Origin of the sequence: Candidatus Poriferisodalis sp. (assembly GCF_965208925.1) — a bacterium.
Classification (GTDB): domain Bacteria; phylum Actinomycetota; class Acidimicrobiia; order Acidimicrobiales; family Poriferisodalaceae; genus Poriferisodalis.
Genome location: NZ_OZ242364.1, coordinates 2,298,207 through 2,315,127, shown reverse-complemented (window position 1 = coordinate 2,315,127; position 16,921 = coordinate 2,298,207). Strand labels below are relative to the sequence as shown.

At 69.1% G+C, this 16,921-nt stretch carries 16 protein-coding genes; 2 read left to right on the top strand and 14 right to left on the bottom strand.

Annotated elements, in window-relative coordinates; genetic code table 11:
- Positions 1-11: 11 nt before the first annotated feature.
- The 7 genes from yajC to ACOGI5_RS10170 all read right to left on the bottom strand — a co-directional run bounded on the left by yajC (position 12) and on the right by ACOGI5_RS10170 (position 6,089).
- On the bottom strand, positions 12-326 hold the full coding sequence (gene yajC, locus ACOGI5_RS10200) for a preprotein translocase subunit YajC (protein ID WP_419864312.1): 315 nt from the start codon (positions 324-326) through the stop codon (positions 12-14).
- A gap of 66 nt (positions 327-392) precedes the next feature.
- Positions 393-1,574 (bottom strand): tRNA guanosine(34) transglycosylase Tgt, encoded by a 1,182-nt coding sequence (tgt, locus tag ACOGI5_RS10195; RefSeq protein WP_419864311.1) that lies wholly within the window; start codon positions 1,572-1,574, stop codon positions 393-395.
- Entirely contained in the window at positions 1,571-2,809 is a 1,239-nt protein-coding gene (locus tag ACOGI5_RS10190) for an S-adenosylmethionine:tRNA ribosyltransferase-isomerase (RefSeq protein WP_419864310.1), read from the bottom strand. Before ACOGI5_RS10190 ends, tgt begins: the two co-directional genes overlap by 4 nt.
- A gap of 30 nt (positions 2,810-2,839) precedes the next feature.
- Positions 2,840-4,042 (bottom strand): Holliday junction branch migration DNA helicase RuvB, encoded by a 1,203-nt coding sequence (gene ruvB / locus ACOGI5_RS10185; RefSeq protein WP_419864309.1) that lies wholly within the window; start codon positions 4,040-4,042, stop codon positions 2,840-2,842.
- Positions 4,039-4,656, bottom strand: a complete 618-nt coding sequence (gene ruvA, locus ACOGI5_RS10180; RefSeq protein ID WP_419864308.1) for a Holliday junction branch migration protein RuvA — start codon at positions 4,654-4,656, stop codon at positions 4,039-4,041. The genes ruvB and ruvA overlap by 4 nt, the downstream gene beginning before the upstream one ends.
- Entirely contained in the window at positions 4,653-5,213 is a 561-nt protein-coding gene (gene ruvC, locus ACOGI5_RS10175) for a crossover junction endodeoxyribonuclease RuvC (RefSeq protein WP_419864307.1), read from the bottom strand. The genes ruvA and ruvC overlap by 4 nt, the downstream gene beginning before the upstream one ends.
- A gap of 93 nt (positions 5,214-5,306) precedes the next feature.
- Positions 5,307-6,089: a YebC/PmpR family DNA-binding transcriptional regulator gene (locus ACOGI5_RS10170; RefSeq protein WP_419864306.1), complete on the bottom strand. Its 783-nt coding sequence runs from the start codon at positions 6,087-6,089 to the stop codon at positions 5,307-5,309.
- A gap of 265 nt (positions 6,090-6,354) precedes the next feature.
- On the opposite strand from ACOGI5_RS10170, the gene ACOGI5_RS10165 reads away from it, so the two are divergent.
- Positions 6,355-6,858: a hypothetical protein gene (locus ACOGI5_RS10165; RefSeq protein ID WP_419864305.1), complete on the top strand. Its 504-nt coding sequence runs from the start codon at positions 6,355-6,357 to the stop codon at positions 6,856-6,858.
- 8 nt (positions 6,859-6,866) lie between these two features.
- On the opposite strand, the gene ACOGI5_RS10160 is transcribed toward ACOGI5_RS10165, so the two are convergent.
- The 7 genes from ACOGI5_RS10160 to ACOGI5_RS10130 form a co-directional block, all read right to left on the bottom strand.
- Positions 6,867-8,423 (bottom strand): sulfatase, encoded by a 1,557-nt coding sequence (locus tag ACOGI5_RS10160; protein ID WP_419864304.1) that lies wholly within the window; start codon positions 8,421-8,423, stop codon positions 6,867-6,869.
- A complete protein-coding gene (locus ACOGI5_RS10155) occupies positions 8,420-9,481 on the bottom strand; it encodes an ABC transporter ATP-binding protein (protein ID WP_419864303.1) in 1,062 nt (353 codons plus the stop codon). The genes ACOGI5_RS10160 and ACOGI5_RS10155 overlap by 4 nt, the downstream gene beginning before the upstream one ends.
- The gene (locus ACOGI5_RS10150; protein ID WP_419864302.1) at positions 9,478-11,433 is read right to left on the bottom strand and encodes a dipeptide/oligopeptide/nickel ABC transporter permease/ATP-binding protein; all 1,956 of its coding nucleotides are present in this window, start codon (positions 11,431-11,433) and stop codon (positions 9,478-9,480) included. The genes ACOGI5_RS10155 and ACOGI5_RS10150 overlap by 4 nt, the downstream gene beginning before the upstream one ends.
- The gene (locus ACOGI5_RS10145; RefSeq protein ID WP_419864301.1) at positions 11,430-12,386 is read right to left on the bottom strand and encodes an ABC transporter permease; all 957 of its coding nucleotides are present in this window, start codon (positions 12,384-12,386) and stop codon (positions 11,430-11,432) included. The genes ACOGI5_RS10150 and ACOGI5_RS10145 overlap by 4 nt, the downstream gene beginning before the upstream one ends.
- 76 nt (positions 12,387-12,462) lie before the next feature.
- The gene (locus ACOGI5_RS10140; RefSeq protein ID WP_419864300.1) at positions 12,463-14,199 is read right to left on the bottom strand and encodes an ABC transporter substrate-binding protein; all 1,737 of its coding nucleotides are present in this window, start codon (positions 14,197-14,199) and stop codon (positions 12,463-12,465) included.
- Between the two features lie 152 nt (positions 14,200-14,351).
- Positions 14,352-15,374, bottom strand: a complete 1,023-nt coding sequence (locus tag ACOGI5_RS10135; protein ID WP_419864299.1) for an amidohydrolase family protein — start codon at positions 15,372-15,374, stop codon at positions 14,352-14,354.
- Between the two features lie 159 nt (positions 15,375-15,533).
- Positions 15,534-16,028 carry a prepilin peptidase gene (locus tag ACOGI5_RS10130; RefSeq protein ID WP_419864298.1) on the bottom strand — a complete coding sequence of 165 codons (495 nt, stop codon included), beginning with the start codon at positions 16,026-16,028 and terminating at the stop codon, positions 15,534-15,536.
- Positions 16,029-16,137: 109 nt separating this feature from the next.
- Between ACOGI5_RS10130 and ACOGI5_RS10125 the strand changes: the two genes are divergently transcribed.
- A complete protein-coding gene (locus ACOGI5_RS10125) occupies positions 16,138-16,911 on the top strand; it encodes an SAF domain-containing protein (RefSeq protein ID WP_419864297.1) in 774 nt (257 codons plus the stop codon).
- The last annotated feature ends 10 nt before the right edge of the window (positions 16,912-16,921 follow it).

The window sequence follows — 16,921 nt, the reverse complement described above, 5'->3', positions numbered from 1 at the left end:
TGCGGCCAGGGTCATTCCGATTCGTCGACGCCGTCCGATGCGGGCGGATCGTCTGCGCCTCCGCTGCCGGCAGACGTGATGATCTCGCCGATGGCGCGGCGTTGCACCCGCAGCTCCACGTCGCTGTCCACCTCGATGCAGACAACCTCGCCGGGCTCCTCGACTGCGACGATCTTGCCGATGACCCCGCCGACCGTGGCGATCTCGTCGCCGATGTCGGCGGCGCGCAGCATCGCTGCCCGCTCGGCGGCCCGCTTGCGCTGCGGCCGGATCATCAGGAAATACATGATGGCGAACAGTGCGACGAGGATGATGATCGAACCCATGACGTGCTCCTCAGCGTGGCGTCATTCGGCGGCGCAGCGTACCGGGCTTCCCCCGCTGGCAGCGGCTCAGGCCCAGACTTCGTTGACCTGCTCTCGGAATGCGCTGAATCGGCCTGCTTCGATGGCAGCGCGTGCGTCGGCCACCAGGTCGTTGAGAAATGCGATGTTGTGCAGCGTCAGGATGCGGCTGGCTGTCGGCTCGTTCACGCTCATCAGGTGCCTGAGATAGCCGCGACTGAAGCGGGCACCCGGCCCGATGCGACCGTGCCCGCCGTCTTCACGGGTGTCGAGGGGCGTGGCGTCGCGGGCGAACCGGGCATTGCGAATGTTGATTCGACCCTGGGAAGTGAGCGCGGTGCCATGGCGGCCGAGCCGGCTGGGCAGCACGCAGTCGAACATGTCCACCCCGGCGGCGATGGCGTCGACCATGCGGGCCGGATCGCCCACGCCCATCAGGTAGCGCGGACGGTCGGCAGGCAGCACGTCGGTTGCTGCGTTCAGTGCCGGGCCCATCTCGCTGCGCGACTCGCCCACCGACAGCCCGCCGATGCCGTACCCGTCGAAACCGATGGCCGCCAGCGTCTCGGCGCTGGCGCGTCGGAGGCCGGGATCGATGCCGCCCTGGCAGATGCCGAACAACGCCTGCCCTCCGGCGGTCCCGCCCCGGCGTGCAGCCTCCATCGACGCTGCAGCTCTTGCCGCCCACAGGTGGGTGCGTTCGGTCGCCTCGCGCACCTCGTCGGGAGGTGCGGGCAGTTCGGGGCAGATGTCGAGCGCCATCTGGATGTCCGAACCCAGGCGGCGCTGGGCGTCGACCGCATCTTCAGGTGTCAACCGCATCTGGGTGCCGTCATAGGTCGAGCGGAAGGTCACGCCTTCGTCGTCCACCTTGGACTTCGCATCCTGAGGGGAGTTGCCGGGACGGCGGCCGAGGGACATGATCTGGAAGCCGCCGGAGTCCGTGAGGAAATGGCCGTCCCAGCCGGAGAAGCCGTGCAGCCCGCCGAGCGCTTCCACCACCTCGATTCCGGGCCGCGCCAGCAGGTGGTACGTGTTGGCCAGCACGACCTCGAGGCCGAGGTGCTCATAGTCGGTGGCGTCGAGATGGATCACGGCGCCGCGGGTTCCCACGGGCATGAACACCGGCGTCTGGAACGTCCCGCGGGCGGTTGTGACCCGTCCCCTGCGAGCTGATCCGTCAGTCGCCAGCAGCTCGAACGCCAGCGGGCTGCTCGGAACGCCCGTCACCGGGGCGTCCGCCGGAGCAGCATCGCATCGCCGAAGGACAGGAAGCGGTAGCCCTCCGCGAGCGCTGTCTCGTACAGGCCGCGCCAGCGCGGCCCGATGAACGCGTCGATCAGCAGCAGCAGGGACGACCGGGGCAGGTGGAAGTTGGTGAGCAGCGCGTCTACAGCCAAGAATTCGGCGCCTCGCCGCAAGAACAGGTCTGTCGCCCCGCACACGTCGGCCGTGCCTGCCTGCGCCTCCGGGACGTCGGCCGTGCCTGCCTGCGCCGCCGGGACGGCGGCCGTGCCCGGGGCGCGCCCGTGGCTTTGTCGCTGGCGGGCTGCAGCCTCGAGTGCGCGCACGGTGGTGGTGCCCACCGCGACGACGCACTCGGCCGCAGCGCAGGCGGCGAGCGTCTGCGCGGACACCCGATAGTGCTCGGTATGCATTTCGTGCTCGTCGGCATGCTCGGCGGTCACCGGCGCGAATGTCGCCAGGCCGACGGTCAGATCCACGGTCGCAATGCCGACACCGTTCGAGCGCAGCGATTCCAGCACGCGTTCGGTCAGGTGAAGTCCCGCCGTGGGCGCCGCCGCTGAGCCATCCGAGCGGGCATAGACGGTCTGGTAACGATCCGCCAGCGCCGTTCGAGCTGCATCGCTGTCGGCAACTTCGACGCCGAGGCGCTGGGCGATGGCAGCTCGCGCGACATTCGGGTCGATGTAGGGCGGCAGCGGCGCCTCCCCCGCCCGTTCAAGCAGCCGGGCTTGCGACACATCGGCAAGCGGCGCCTCGCCGACGAGCACACGCACGGCCCGTCGCTGGCGGTCGAGACGCTCGCCCACCACCACTCGCACGCTCGGGTCCCGCTCGGAGACCAGCACCGTTCCGTCCGCAATCCGTCGGGAAGGTCGCACCAGCGCCGCCCAGCGCCGGTCGGCGTCGAGGTCGGCGCTCTGGGAGGTCGAGTCAGGCGCCGCTGCGAGCGGGGCGAGCAGCAGCACCTCGGCCGCCCCGCCGGTGCGCTTGCGCAGCGGCAGCCGAGCGGGCATCACCCGCGTCTCATTGACGACCAGCAGATCCCCGGACCCGAGCATCGAGGGCAGGTCGCCGATGCTCCGGTGATCCGGCGCCTTGCCGGGTCCCCGGTCGGCGAGCATCCGGGCCGAGTCGCGCGGCTCGACCGGAACGTGCGCTATCGACGATGGCGGCAGTTCATAGTCGAACTCGTCCATCCGCAGCCGCGGCTCGTTCATCGCACGCTGAGGCTATGGCCGCGGATGATCTCACCAAGGCGCATCGTCGACCTGCACCGGGGCATCGGCCGGCGCATCCATCGGCCTTGGCGCGCCCTGGGGCGCGCCAGCGGGGTCCGATGCATCGAACAGGGTGGCGTTGGCGTCGGCATCACTGCCGACGTCTTCCGACGGCGGCGCGTCGACGCCGAGGTGCGCGTACGCCGCGGCGGTGGCGATGCGGCCCCGCGGCGTGCGCTGCAGCAGCCCGCGCTGGATCAGGAAGGGCTCGTACACGTCCTCCACCGTCTCGGTCTGCTCGCCCACGGTGATCGCCAGCGTGGACAGCCCCAGCGGCCGTCCCGCATGCGTCACCGCGAGCGCATCCAGGATGGCCCGGTCAACCTTGTCGAGGCCGAGTTCGTCGACGCCGAATGCGGCGAGCCCGTCACGGGCCACGGCTACGTCGACGCCACCGCCGGCGCGCACTTCGGCGAAATCGCGGACGCGACGCAGCAGCCGGTTGGCGATGCGCGGCGTGCCCCGGCTGCGCGAGGCGATCTCCGCTGCACCGTCAGCATCGATCTGCACGCCGAGGATTGCCGCCGCGCGAGTCACGATGGCAGTCAGATCGCCGGTGGAGTAGTAGTCGAGGCGCTCGACCAGCCCGAATCGATCCCGCAGGGGTCCCGAGATCAGCCCGGTGCGAGTGGTTGCACCCACCAAGGTGAACCGCGGCAGCTCGAATCGGATCGAACGCGCCGCCGGTCCCTTGCCCAGCACGATGTCGATCGCGAAGTCCTCCATGGCCGGGTACAGCACTTCTTCCACCACCTTGGGCAAGCGGTGGATCTCGTCGATGAACAGCACATCGCCGTCGGCCAGGTTGGTGAGGATTGCTGCGAGGTCGCCAGCACGTTCCACCGCCGGCCCCGAGGTGAGATGCAGCGCGGCACCCAGTTCGGTGGCGATGATCCCCGCCAGCGTCGTCTTGCCCAGACCCGGCGGGCCGGCGAACAGCAGGTGATCAGGCGACTGGCCTCGGGCCAGCGCGGCTCGCAGCGTGATGGCCACGTGTTCCCGAACCTCGGGCTGACCGACGAAGTCCTCCAGCGACCGCGGACGCAGCGAGGCCTCGGCATCGCCGTCGTCTGCTGCCGAGCGAGCCGGGTCGGTGACCTCGCTGCGGCCTGGTCCTGACGCCGCCGGCTCGTCGCGCCGGTACCCCTCGCTGCGGGCTTGTGCCGCGCTCATCGCGGGCCGAGCTCCTGCAGTGCCACGCGCAGCAGGGCACCGGTGTCGGCATCACCATCGCGCGCCGCCTCCACGCCGACGGCTGCCATGGCCTCGCGCACCTCCGACGGGCTGAAGCCCATCTGGCTCAGTGCGGCCCGCACTTCCGCAACCGCAGATCCTGTGCCGTCGCCGGTCGCTGCCGCAACACCGGCGCCGGCAGTCTCGGGCGCGCCGAGCCGCGACTTGAGGTCGAGGACCATCCGCTTGGACGTTTTGGCGCCGATGCCGGGCACCAGCTCCAGCGCCGCTGCGTCATCGGCAGCCACGGCCCGCCGCAGCTCGTCGGGCGGCAGGTGTGAGAGCACCGCGAGCGCCAGCGCAGGTCCCACGCCGTGTGCGCTGAGCAGGGCCTCGAAGCAGCGCCGCTCGTCGAGCTCGGCAAAGCCGTAGAGATCGGAGGTGTCCTCGCGCACCTGATGGTGGACATACACGAAGCACTCGTCGCCTACCGGCCCGGCACCGGCCAGCGTGGACGGCGCCACGATGACGCGGTACCCCACACCGCCGGCCTCGACCAGCAGCTCGCCGCCGGGATCCTTGTCGAGCAGGCGCCCGCGCACCGAGCCGATCACGGCGGGGACGTCGCTGCGCCAGCAGCAGGAAGCAGCACGCGCGCCCGCGCATGCGGCCCTGCACGGCCCCAAGGCGCCTGGGACAAGTGGCACAGCGCGACCGCAGCCGCATCGGCGGCGTCGGCGGGCTCGGGCGGCTCCTCCAGCGCGAGCAGCTCAGCGACCATGCGCTTCATCTGGTCTTTGTCGGCCCCGCCCCAGCCGGCAACGGCTTGCTTGACCTGGGTCGGCGTGTATTCCGCCACCTCCAGCCCGGCAGCGGCCGCCACCGCCATGGCAAGGCCGGCCACTTGGGCGACGCCGATTGCTGTGCGCGCATTGACCTGGAAGAAGACTCGCTCCACGGCCACCACCGAGGGCCGGAACTCGGCGACGAGTGCCTGCAGCTCGCCCATCTGCGTGGCCAGACGCGCTGCGTGCGGCTCGTCGGGATCGGTGCGGATGACGCCCAAGGCGACCGCTTCAGTGCGGGCGCGCTGTGCCCCCGAGCCCGCAATCTGCTCCACCACGCCGTACCCGCAGCGCGACAATCCCGGGTCGATCCCCAATACGAACATCAGTACGAACCGTAGCCTTTGGCACCGTTCGAACCGGGCATGCGTGCCGGCCCCATTGCCGTGGCTCGACCGCCGCGACACCGGTCACCGCCCTCAGCCGGCGATCGCCTCCAGCAGCGAATCGCTGATGTCGAAGTTGGCGTACACGCCCTGCACGTCGTCGTGATCGTCGAGCGCATCGAGCACAGCCATCACCTGCTTGGCCTCCGACACGCTGGTCAACTCGATCAGGTTTTGCGGCGCATAGGTCAGATCGGCCGATGTCACCGCAATGCCCGCTGCCTCGATGGCCTCACGCACCGCCATCGTGTCGGCCGCAGCGGCAGTGACCCTCCAGGTATCGCCCTCCTGCTCGACGTCCTCTGCGCCCGCATCGAGCGCCACCAGGATCAATTCGTCTTCGTCGGGCGCAGCGCCTGCTCCCTCCGATGAGTCCGGTGCCGCGGCAGGCACCACCACCACGCCCTTGCGTTCGAACTGCCACGCCACCGCGCCCGGCTCGGCCAACGAGCCGCCGGCGCGGGTGAACAGGCTCCGGATCTCCGAACCCGTGCGGTTGCGGTTGTCGGTGAGCACGTCCACGAACATCGCCACCCCCCCTGGCGCGTAGCCCTCGTAGGTGACCTGCTCGTACGACACGCCCTCGAGCTCGCCGGTGCCCCGCTTGATGGCCCGCTCGATCGTGTCCAGCGGCACCGAGTTGTCCCGTGCCTTCTGGTACATGGTCCGCAGCGTGGCGTTGGCGTCCAGGTCGCCGCCGCCCTCGCGTGCGGCCACCTCGACCTGGCGGATCAGCTTGGCGAACAGCTTCCCGCGCGCCTTGTCAGCAGCGCCCTTGCGGTGCTTGATCGTGGCCCACTTGGAATGACCGGACACAGACCCCCTCCCACATGACACGCGCCCAACAGCAGGCGCCAGACGAGTCGGATTCGTCCGACAGTCTGCCCGACCCGCTCGCCCGGTCGGGATGCATGGGAGCGATCGGTGGATCCTGTTGTACGAATATGTGATATTCTTTAAACGCGTGCTTGGGAGTCGAGCATGTGAGTGCAGCCGGGGATCAGGCGTTGATCCCCGGCTGCCCCCCCTCCTCGTGGCCATGCTGCTGCTTGTCGCAGGCTGCAGTACGGGGGTCCAGGCGTTGAGTCCCGCGGTAGTGCCTTCGCTGCAGTCCGAGGAGGCTGCCAGCACCGAGCCTGCCCGCGTCCGGCCGCTGCGAGCTGACGCGACCCCCATTCTCTACACGGCCCCCGACAAGCTGCGTCCGCAACGCCCCGAAGAAGTCGTCGACACGGTGCCGCCCATCACGACAGCGGCCCCGGCACACAGCGAGGTCACGTACTGCACGGCGAAGCTGGATTCGCTGCAATCCCTGTTCACCGCCATCGCAAGTCGCAAACAGCAGGTTTCCGACGATCTGGATCGAGCAGACATCGCAGGCGCGCAGATGGCGTACGACGTCATGCGCTGGGCGACTGAGGATTTCGAGAGCATCGGAGAGTCCCTCGCCGAACGCTGCAACGGCATCGCAGCCGTTGACGCCGCCAAGTCCCAAGCTGCCGTCGACATGGCGCAGGCCCTGTGGCACGCGGCCGAAGGCGATTGTCGCGCCCGCTTCGCCGACCTGGGACTCGACTGCGGGTGATCAGCCGGTCAGCGGGCGCTGTCTGCGACCTCGATCAGCGCATCGGCAAGGCCCTCGAGCAGTGAGGCCTGCAGCGTCGGGTAGTCCTCGCTGAGCTCCGTCAGCTCGTCCGGGTCGTCGTCGAGGCAGAAGAGCTGGTCCTCGCCCGTGGAATGGCGGGTGTACTTCATGCCATCGGCAATGAGCGTCCTCGTCTTGGCGGGCATGTCCCCCCACGAGCGCGCCGCATTGGGAATGTCGTCCTCGATCAGCACCGACTCCCGCACAGCAACTGCCGGGTCATCGAGCACCGGTGCCAGGCTCACGCCCTGGATGCCGTCGTAACCGTCCAGCCCTGCCAGGTCGAGCAGCGTCGGCCCCAGGTCCAGAGAACTGACAAGTGACACTGTGCGCGCCGCGCGGCGGCCGGGGCTGGCGATCACCATCGGAACCTGCAGCGTGCCGCGGTAGTGCATGCAGCCCTTCAGCAGCAGCCCGTGGTCGCCCATCATGTCGCCGTGGTCCGAGGTGAACACCACGATGGTGTTGTCCTGCGCACCGGCGCGCTCCACAGCGGCGAGGATCTGCCCGACGCAGTCGTCGATGAGCTCGATCATGCCGTAGGTGGCGGCGATCGCTGCGCGCGCCAAGTCATGATCGCCGCCGAGGCCGCATGGATAGACCCAGTACGGCTGACGGGACGGGTGCAGACGGGCCGTGCGCCGCAGATGCTCCGGTGCGGCATGGAGCGGGTCGTCGACCGTGCGAGGCAGCGCCATCTCGTCGGGATCGTGACGGTCGAACCACTTCCCCGGTGGGCACATGGGATGGTGCGGATCGGGAAAGGATGCCCAGACCAGCCACGGCTCACTCGCGTGTGCAGCGTCGGCGATGAACGCCGCCGCGCGCTCCGCCACGAAACGGCTCGAGTGCAGTTCTTCCACATAGGTCGGCCGGTAGATCTGCCACCAGCTGTGGTGCCGCCGCTCCGCCGGGCACGCGGGCGTGTAGGGCACCAACAGCGCCTCCAGCGACGCCCCCTTCTCCAGCGCCCAGCGCATGTGATGCCCCGTGATGCGCGAGCCGTGGTCGATGGCCAGCTCCACATGGTCGAATCCGTAGAAGCTGTCGGGAAATTCCGGCTCGCCGTCGAAGTACCGCTCTGCATGCTCCAGCGTGTTCCACCCCGCCGGGTACGGGCTGTCGAAGGCGGCCTGCAGCCCGGTCTCCACCACCGCGTTGCGGCTCAGGCCGTGCTGCAGGTGCGACTTGCCGATCAGCGCGGTCCGGTAGCCGGCTTCGCGGAACTGCCGCACATGGGTGTTGGCGCCCCATTCCAGCGACCGGTCGTTGAAGATCACGCCATGCGCGGAGGGCATCCGGCCGGTCATGATCGACGACCGGTTGGGCATGCACACGGGGTTGGCCACCCAGGCGTTCTCGAACACGGTGCCCCGGTCTGCGATCGAGTCCAGGTGCGGCGTGCGCACCACATCGTTGCCCGCAAAGCCCACATGGTCGGCACGCTGCTGATCGGTGATGATGAACAGCACATTCGGCTGCGTCGAATCGATGCCGCCGGTCACCGCTTGCCCGACTTACCCGCTGCCGAGCGGATGTACGGGATGACCGACTCGCCCGCGAGCATCGGCCCGCTCGTGTGCAGGTGGCAGCGGACGTAACCCCCATGACGTGCGGCCGTGGCATGCGGCATGAGCTCCGAGCAGATGTCCATCGCGACCGGACACCGGTTCGCGAAGGGACAGCCGGGCGGCAGATCGGCCGGGCTCGGCGGCTCGGCATCCTTCTTGAACGTCTGTCTCAGCGCCCTGCGATCGGCCTGCGCTGCGGGGTCGGGCACCGGCACCGAGGCGATCAGCATCTCGGTATAGGGGTGCGCCGGCAGGTCATAGACCCCATCGGCGGCACCCTGCTCGACGAGATAGCCGAGGTACATCACGCCCACGTCGTCGCTGACGTGCCGCACGACGTCCAGATCGTGCCCGATGAACAGGAAGGCCACGCCGGTGTCGGCCTGCACCCGGCGCAGCACATTGATGACCTGGCTCTGGATGGACACGTCGAGGGCACTGGTGGCCTCGTCGGCGATGATGAGATCCGGCTCCACTGCCAGCGCCCGCGCAATCGACACCCGCTGGCGCTGCCCGCCGGACATCTCGTAGGGATAGCGGTCGAGGAATTCGTCGGCCAAGCCCACCTCGTCGAGCAGCTTGACGATGCGTTGCTCGCGTTCGGGGCCGGGCTTGATGCCGAAGTGGCGGGTGATGCCGTCGCCGACGATCGTGCGCACCTGGTGGACCTGGTTCAGCGACGAGTACGGGTCTTGCAGCACCGCTTGGACCCGCTTGCGGAATGCCAGCTCCGATTCCCGCTGCACGTGCGTCACGTCGACGCCGTCGAGCCGGATGATTCCCGCGGTGACGTCGGTGAGCTGCAGGACGGCCCGTGCGACGGTGGACTTGCCCGAGCCCGACTCGCCGACGAGGCCGAACGTGCGGTGGGGCTCGATGGCGAAGCTGATGCCGTTGACGGCCTTCACCGTGGGCATGGTTTCGCGCAGCAGCCGCTGGCGGCCTGCGAAGTGCACATGCAGGTTCTCGACCTCGAGAAATGGCTGCGTCATGCGCTCGTCTCCGCCCCGGGGCCGAACTCGAACTCGGCATGGCGCACGCAGCGCACCAGGTCGGTGCCGATGGCTTCCAGCAATGGCACCGAGGTGCGGCACTGATCTGTCGCGAACTCGCAGCGCGGCGCGAACCTGCATCCGTCGGGCCACGCGGCAGCCGACGGCACGACCCCGCCGATCACCGGCAGGTCCCCGTGCCCGCGGTGGCTCTGCGGCATGGTGCTCAGCAGTGCCTGCGTGTAGGGGTGGCGCGGCCGTGAGAACAGCGTCGACACGGTTGCCGTCTCGACGACCTGGCCGGCGTACATCACCAGCACGCGATCGGCCGCATCGGCGATGACGCCCAGATCGTGGGTGATCAGGATGACCGCCATCTGGTGGCGCTCCTGAACCTCGGCCATCAGGTCGAGGATCTGGCCTTGCACCGTGACGTCCAGCGCCGTCGTCGGCTCGTCCGCGATGAGCAGCTTCGGCTCGCAGGCCAGCGCCATGGCGATGCCCACGCGCTGCGCCATGCCGCCCGAGAACTCGTGCGGGTACTGCTCGAGCCGGCGCTCCGGGTCGGGAACCTGCACCTCCGCGAGCAGCTCGGCGGCCCGTGCCCGCGCCTGCGGCCTGGTCATGTCGGTGTGGACGAGCAGCGACTGCATGAGCTGCCGCCCCACCTTGAGCGCCGGGTTGAGCGCCGCCACCGGCTCCTGGAAGATCACGCCGATGTCGCGCCCGCGGATCTCCCGCCATTCCGACTCGGGCAGGAAGGTGACCTCGCGGCCGTCGAACGAGACGCTGCCCTGGCTCAGATAGCCGGGCGCAGGCGTGAGGCCCAGCGCCGCCAGCATCGTCATGCTCTTGCCGGAGCCCGACTCGCCCACGACGCCGAGCGTCTCGCCCGGGTACACCTCGAGCGACACGTCCGACAGCACCCGGTGAACCGAGCCTCCCGCGGCGGGGAACCCGACCGCCAGATCCCGGATCGACAGGACGGCGCCGCCGGCGTGAAGCTGCACGACGGGAGGCAGCGCGACCTGGCGGGGAACCGTCAGGGAGCTGTTGGTGGCATCACGCCCGAGCGAGTCGCGAATGCCGTCGCCGAGCAGGTTGAACGCCAGCACCGTCAGCACCAGCGCCCCGCCCGCAGGAACGATCTGCCAGATTCCCTCCAAGCGGAAGTCGAGGCGTGCTGTGGCCAGCATGACGCCCCAGTCGGGGTCGTCGAGCTTCGCGCCGATGCCCAGGAAGCTGAGCGTGGCGCCGATCAGGATGACCGCTCCCGAGATGATGGCCACCTGCACGATCAGCGACGGCAGCAGGTTCGGAGCGATGTAGCGGCGCAGGATCGTCGTGGGCGACAGCCCGGTGATGCGAGCCGCGTCGACGTACAGCTCCTCCTTCTCCGCGAGGGTGACCGCACGGGTCAGCCGCGCGAACCGTGTCGCCATGGCGATGCCGACACCGAGCATCGCCGAGGGCAGGCTCGGCTCCAGGATGATGATGACCGCCATCGCCAGCAGCACGATCGGCAGCGAGAACAGCACGTCGTTGATCCACATCACGATGCGGTCGACCCGTCCGCCCCGCCAGCCCGAGAACAGGCCCACCGGCACGCCGATCCCCACGGCGACGACCATCGCGATGACGATCGAGTTCACGGCGAAGCGCGCCCCGTGCACCACCCGGCTGTAGAAGTCGCGCCCCTGCCCGTCGGTGCCGAGCCAGTGGTCCCAGCTCGGGCCTTCGAACGTGCGCGTCAGGGTCACGTCGCCGGCGTAGGGGTCATGGGGCGCCAGCAGTCCCGGCCACAGCCACGCCAGCAGCAGCAGCGTCACCCACACGCTCGCCGCGACGGTCAGCGGGTTGCGGAACATCCGCACCCAGAACTGCGAGCGCGATCGGGCGGGCTGGGTCGGCTGCGGCGCCGACGCCGCCATCGCCGTCGAGGCGTCGCTCACCGCTCCAGCCTCACCTTGGGGTTCAGCAGCCCGTAGCTGATGTCGACCAGCAGGTTGACGACCAGCACCACGATGCCGACGACCAGCATCGAGCCCTGCAGCACGGTGACGTTGCGGGTCTGGATGGCGTTGGTGAGCAGCGTGCCCATCCCGTTGATGTTGAACACCACCTCCACCGTGAATGTCAGCCCCAGCGCTGCGGCTGCGCGGAAGCCGATCGCAGTGACGGTCGGGATCATCGCGTTGGGCAGCGCGTGCTCCCCGATCAGCGACATCCGCCCGACGCCGCGCGCACGTGCGGCCAGCACGTAGCGCGACTGCAGGGCGTTGCTCATGGAGCTGCGAAGCTGGCGCTGCACCAGCGCGACGGTCGGCAGCGCAAGCCCGATGGCGGGCAGCGTGATGCTGCCGAGCCATCCCGTGATGCTCTCCGACGGCCGGGTGTATCCGGCGGGGCTGAGCCAGCCCCACTTCACCGCCAGCCACCACGACAGCAGCATCGCGAGCACGAAGCCGGGGGCGGCGATGAGCGCCGCCGAGGCCACCGAGAGCGCCCGGTCGGCACCTCCGCCGGGCTTGACGCCCGACACGATCCCCATCGCCATGCCGGCAGCCACCCCGATGACGAGGCTGTAGCCCACGATGCTCAGCGTCGGCCCGATGCGGTCGGCGATGAGGCTCCACACCGTGACGCTCTCGTTCGTCAACGACGTGCCGAGGTCGCCCGTGACGGCACTGGCGAGCCAGCGCACGAACCTGATCGGCATCGGGTCGTCAAGCCCGAGCTGGCGCTCCACCTGGGCGATGCACTCGATGGTGGCACCCTCGCCGCAGACCGAGCCAGCGATGGATCCGCGGGCTTCCATCGCGACCGCGATGGCAAACGAGATCACCGCTATGGCGAACAGCAGGGGGATCATCGCCAGCAGGCGGATTCCGATGTAGCGCGCCACGTGGTCCCCTCAGTCCATCGGGTGGGTGCGATGCGCCGGGGGGCGGGGGCGCCCCGGCGCATCGCGACTCCTGACGTCAGCTCTTCGTGACCCCGTGCGGCCAGAAGTGGATCGGGATGCCCTGGGTGTGGTGCACGCCTTCGACACCGTCCTGGTAGGCCACCACTGTCGTCAAGGTGTTGTTGACGATGAAGATGCACTCTTCGAGCATGATCTTCCAGGCCGCCGTGACATCGGCCTCGCCGTCGGCGAAGTTCTTGCCTCTCGCTGCGGCCACCAGCTCCACGACGCCGTCAGGGCTGACCTTCGACGGGTTGAAGCCCGCTTCGCCGGTCCGCGCGACCAGCGACATCAGGGCGTTGGGCTCGTTGAACGGGATGATCTGGACCGGGTGCTGGCCTCGGGCGAGGCGTGCGAACATCTCGCCCCCGCTGGGCGGGTCCAGCGCCTCGTTCTGCATGGTGATGCCCAGCTCGGCGAGCGCGGTGCCCCACGCCGACGACAGCACCGGCCAGAAGCCGGCCGGCAGGTGGCCGTTGGTGAACGTGAAGCCCTCTTCGCCGGTGGCCTCGAAGCGTGCTTTGGCCGCCTCGATGTCGAAGTCGGGAACGTCGAGATCGTCGATCCATGCGTAGTCGGACGGTCCGGTCGCGAACTGGTTGTTCTCCGAGCCCGGCGCGTTCAGCCGCGCCTGGATGCCTTGACGGTTCAGCGCTTGGGCCATCGCGCAGCGCACTTCCCGGTTCGCCAGCTGCGGGATCTGCTGCCCTGTCCAGTCGGCCACCACGAATCCGATGCGGACGGTGAAGTTGCTGGTGACGTCGCCGGTGATCAGCAGGTCCAGGTCGTTGAGCAGCACCACCGACGCGTCGTACTGGCCGGCGTTGAAGGCGTCCACCCGGGCGATCTGGTCGATGGCCACCACGAGCCGCGCGGTCTCCAGCCCGACGAGGCCCGGCTGCCAGTAGTCGGCATTGGCGGCCAGGTCGATCTGGGTCAGGTCGGGGCTCGACTCGGACCAGGCGTAGGGGCCCGTGCCCATGGGAGAGGCGGCGGCATCGCCCAGCGACGCCGGCGAGACCATCAGGCCGGAGTTGCGGATCAGCCCGCTCAGCAGCAGGATCTCGCCGGGACCCTTCAGGTTGAACTTCACCGTGTGCTCGTCCAGCGCCTCGACGGTGTCCACGATGCCGAGCTGGCCGGCGACCGGCGGGATCACCTGCGGCGGGCCCGCGGTCTTCACGAACTCCACGTTCGCGACCACTGCGTCGGCGTTGAAGGGCGCTCCGTCGTGGAAGGTGATGCCCTCGTGCAGGTAGAAGGTGACCTCCGTGCCGCTGTCGTTGGTCTCCCAGCAGCGCGCCAGCCACGGCACGACGCTGCCGTCGGCGTTCTGGCGCACCAGGCCCTCGTAGATCCAGCCGTAGTAGGCGAACGTCGCCGGGGTCTGGTCGTCGTGGGGGTTGAGCGAATTCGCCGGGAGCGAGATCGCATAGACGAAGTCGCCGCTCGGTGCGAACGTGCCCGGCTCCAGCGGCGGGAGGTCCGCCGCGCAGTTGGCGCCTTCGGCCACCACGACCTGCCCCAGGTCTGCGGGCTCGTCGTCTTCCTCTTCGACCGCCGCCGGTTCAGCCGCATCGGCATCGGCCGGCTCGTCGGCGTCGGCCGGGGCTGCGTCGGCACCGGCGTCGTCTGTCGCTGCGTCCTCGACGATTGCAGGCGCAAAGCCGGTGTCGTCGCCGCCGCATGCAGCCGCCGCTAAGCCGAATGCGAACAACAGAGCAAGTGCTCGGGTCCATCTGCTTCGAGTCATCGACTTGTCCCTTCCGCCTGGCTGGTCCGAGCGGAGCTGCCGCATCTGCGTGCTCCCTGCGCTCGACAGCGAGTGTCATGAAGAATAATCGCGCTTCTTCGTCTGTCGGGGACCGGTCTCAGAACGCGTGCCGCGACGCCGCGGAGGCCGCTCTAGGTCAGCGACGAGAACGCTTTGCAGAACCGAAGGGGGTTCTCGTGGAAGATCGCGCCCTTCTCGCTGTCGTCGAGCCAGCCGAACTCATCGATCTTCGCCACGAGGTCGTCGGACGGCCGTCCGGCGCTGTCGCGGGTGGTGCCCGCGGCACTGGGCACCTCGCTGCCGAAGCACATCCGGTGGGGCCCGAGCTGGCGGATGGCGGCGCTCAGGAACTCCGCGTCGTACGCGCAGGTGTCGTAGAACAGGTTGTCGACGAAGTCGTCGGCAACCATGTGCGCCCGGTCGGCTGAGGGGTACCGCTCGATCACCCCGCCGCAATGGCAGATCAGCATCCGCAGGTCGGGATGCCGGTCGAAGACGCGGCCCCGCAGCACGAACTGCTTCGCGTGGTACTCCTCGGCCTGGTAGTCGAGCTGGAAGCCCAGGAAGATGTCGTTGGAGCGCTCGTCGCGGTTGGCCGCCCCATGCACGATCAGGGGCACGTCCAGGTGCGCGGCGCGTTCGTACAGCGGGTCCCAGTAGCGGGTGTGCATGCCCGGCAGCGAACGCGTCCCGCACGGGTTCGGGCTGACGTAGGCCGCGACGAACCCCAGCTCGAGCACGCACCGGTTGAGCTCGGCCAGCATGTGCGTCGAGTCGTCGGCGTCGCGCCGCTGGGGAAGCTGTGCTGCAGCCAGGAACCGATCGGGCGCCAGCCGGCACTGCGCGTCGATCAGGTCGTTGATCAGCTCGGCGCAGGCTTCGATGATGTGCGTCGGCGCCCAGCCGAACTGCATCGGGGGCTTGGGCCCGATGATCTGCGCGTCGATGCGCCGCTTGTCGAGCTGGCGGATGTGCGCCTCCACCGCCGGCTCCAGCTCGCCGATGTCATAGGGAAGGACGGGCGGCATCGGGCCTGTCTTGACGGCGCTCGGCATCGGCGAGTTGGCAGCCAGCATCAGCAGGACCGGCGTGTACAGGCTCACAGGTGCGGAGACGTGCCCGTGCACATCTAGGACCTTGCGACCGTCATGCATGGGCACACCTCGGTTCGGCGCTGTCCGATTGGGGGGGGGGGGGGGGTACTGGGCCGGTTGGGTCGCCGCTGTGCGACATCGGGTCGATGGTTGCCATCTTTCCTCCGGTTTGTTCTGATTTGTCTTGACAATTGCTTTCGGTGCCGGGCCGCCCGGGCGTCATCCGCCAGGCACGACTCCTGAGATCGCCGTCGCCCACAGCAGCGCTGCAGCAGCGCCGGCAGCCAGGTACGGCCCCAGCGGCCGGCTGGCACGAGCGCCGTGCCGCGCCATCACCACCAGCGCCTCGGGCAGCGCTGCAAGGAAGCCCGCGGCGAGGCCCAGCAGCGCGACATGCCACCCCCACCAGCCGCACACCAGCCCGTTGAGCACGCTGAACCGGACGTCGCCGAAACCCATCGACGGCGGGTGGACGAAGTGGATCGCGAACACCGGCGCGCTGGCCGCGAATGCCCCGGCAAGTGCGCCCCACAAGCCCGATGCATCGCCGCGCGCCAACGAGGCGACGGCGTACAGCGCCCAGACAGCACCCGCTGCCGGCCAGATCAGCCGGGTCGGCAGCAGCCGGCTGCGCAGATCGATGACGGCGAGCGCCACCGCCGAACCGAGCCACACCAGCAGTGCGGCACAGACGAGTGCGGCGGTCCAGGTCACGGCGTTCAGTCGATCCAGCTAGCGCTCGGCGCTGCCCGTCGTCCTTCGCGGGCGACGGGCGTGCAATTGGGAGAATAGTCATTCGTCTTCCAACTACATTGGCTGAATCGTGTCCGATCTAACCCAAGCATCAGCAGGCGAGGCATCGGGACAGCCGCGGCCCATCGTCATGCCCGGCGGAACGCGCAAGCGCCGCATGGGTCTTGTGCTGGTGGGCCTGGTCCTGGTCGCCGGCACTGCCTTCGGGTTCTGGTACGTGCTGCAGACCGTCGACGAACGCCAGCCGTTCGTCGTGGCGGCACGTGACATCGCGCGCTGGGAGCGGGTCAGCTCTGCGGACTTCCGGCTTGTCGAAGCGAATATCGGCGATGCCTCCGCCATGGTTGCCAGCCAGATGGGCGGGATCTACGGCCAATGGGCGGCTGGCCCGATCCCCGCGGGCACGTTCATCACACCGGGCATGTTCCGGCCGCCGCCGCTGTCCAGCGAAGCCGAGGCCCGCAGCATCGTCATCCAGGTCAGCCTGCCGGCCGAGGACGTCACCTACGGCGCGCTCGAGACCGGCGACACCATCGCCCTGATCGGCCGCGAAACGCTGCTCGATCCCACGCAGGGTCTCAGCGCCGCAGAGAGCCTCGACGCCGGATTCGCCGCGCAGCCGGAGCTGTCGCTCCTCGGCGTGCTCCGGCTCGACAACGTGCAGGGCGGCAACATCATCTATGTCGTCGAGCCTGCCCGCGCGTTGGAGATCCAGCGCCTGGTGAGTCGCTACCTCGCTGCGACCGATCGTCAGATCTGGCGGCTGGGAATTGACCTCACCGCCGAGGAGGTGCAGCGGGCTCTGGACGGCGGCACCGATCTAGGGGACAATGAGAACGAATAATCAGGACTCT

Coding starts and splice junctions, on each gene's coding strand:
- ruvC (WP_419864307.1), bottom strand. CDS start 5,213: ATGTTCGTATTGGGGATCGACCCGGGATTGTCGCGCTGCGGGTACGGC.
- ruvB (WP_419864309.1), bottom strand. CDS start 4,042: ATGAGCGCGGCACAAGCCCGCAGCGAGGGGTACCGGCGCGACGAGCCG.
- ACOGI5_RS10140 (WP_419864300.1), bottom strand. CDS start 14,199: ATGACTCGAAGCAGATGGACCCGAGCACTTGCTCTGTTGTTCGCATTC.
- ACOGI5_RS10155 (WP_419864303.1), bottom strand. CDS start 9,481: ATGACGCAGCCATTTCTCGAGGTCGAGAACCTGCATGTGCACTTCGCA.
- yajC (WP_419864312.1), bottom strand. CDS start 326: ATGGGTTCGATCATCATCCTCGTCGCACTGTTCGCCATCATGTATTTC.
- ACOGI5_RS10135 (WP_419864299.1), bottom strand. CDS start 15,374: ATGCATGACGGTCGCAAGGTCCTAGATGTGCACGGGCACGTCTCCGCA.
- ACOGI5_RS10190 (WP_419864310.1), bottom strand. CDS start 2,809: ATGAACGAGCCGCGGCTGCGGATGGACGAGTTCGACTATGAACTGCCG.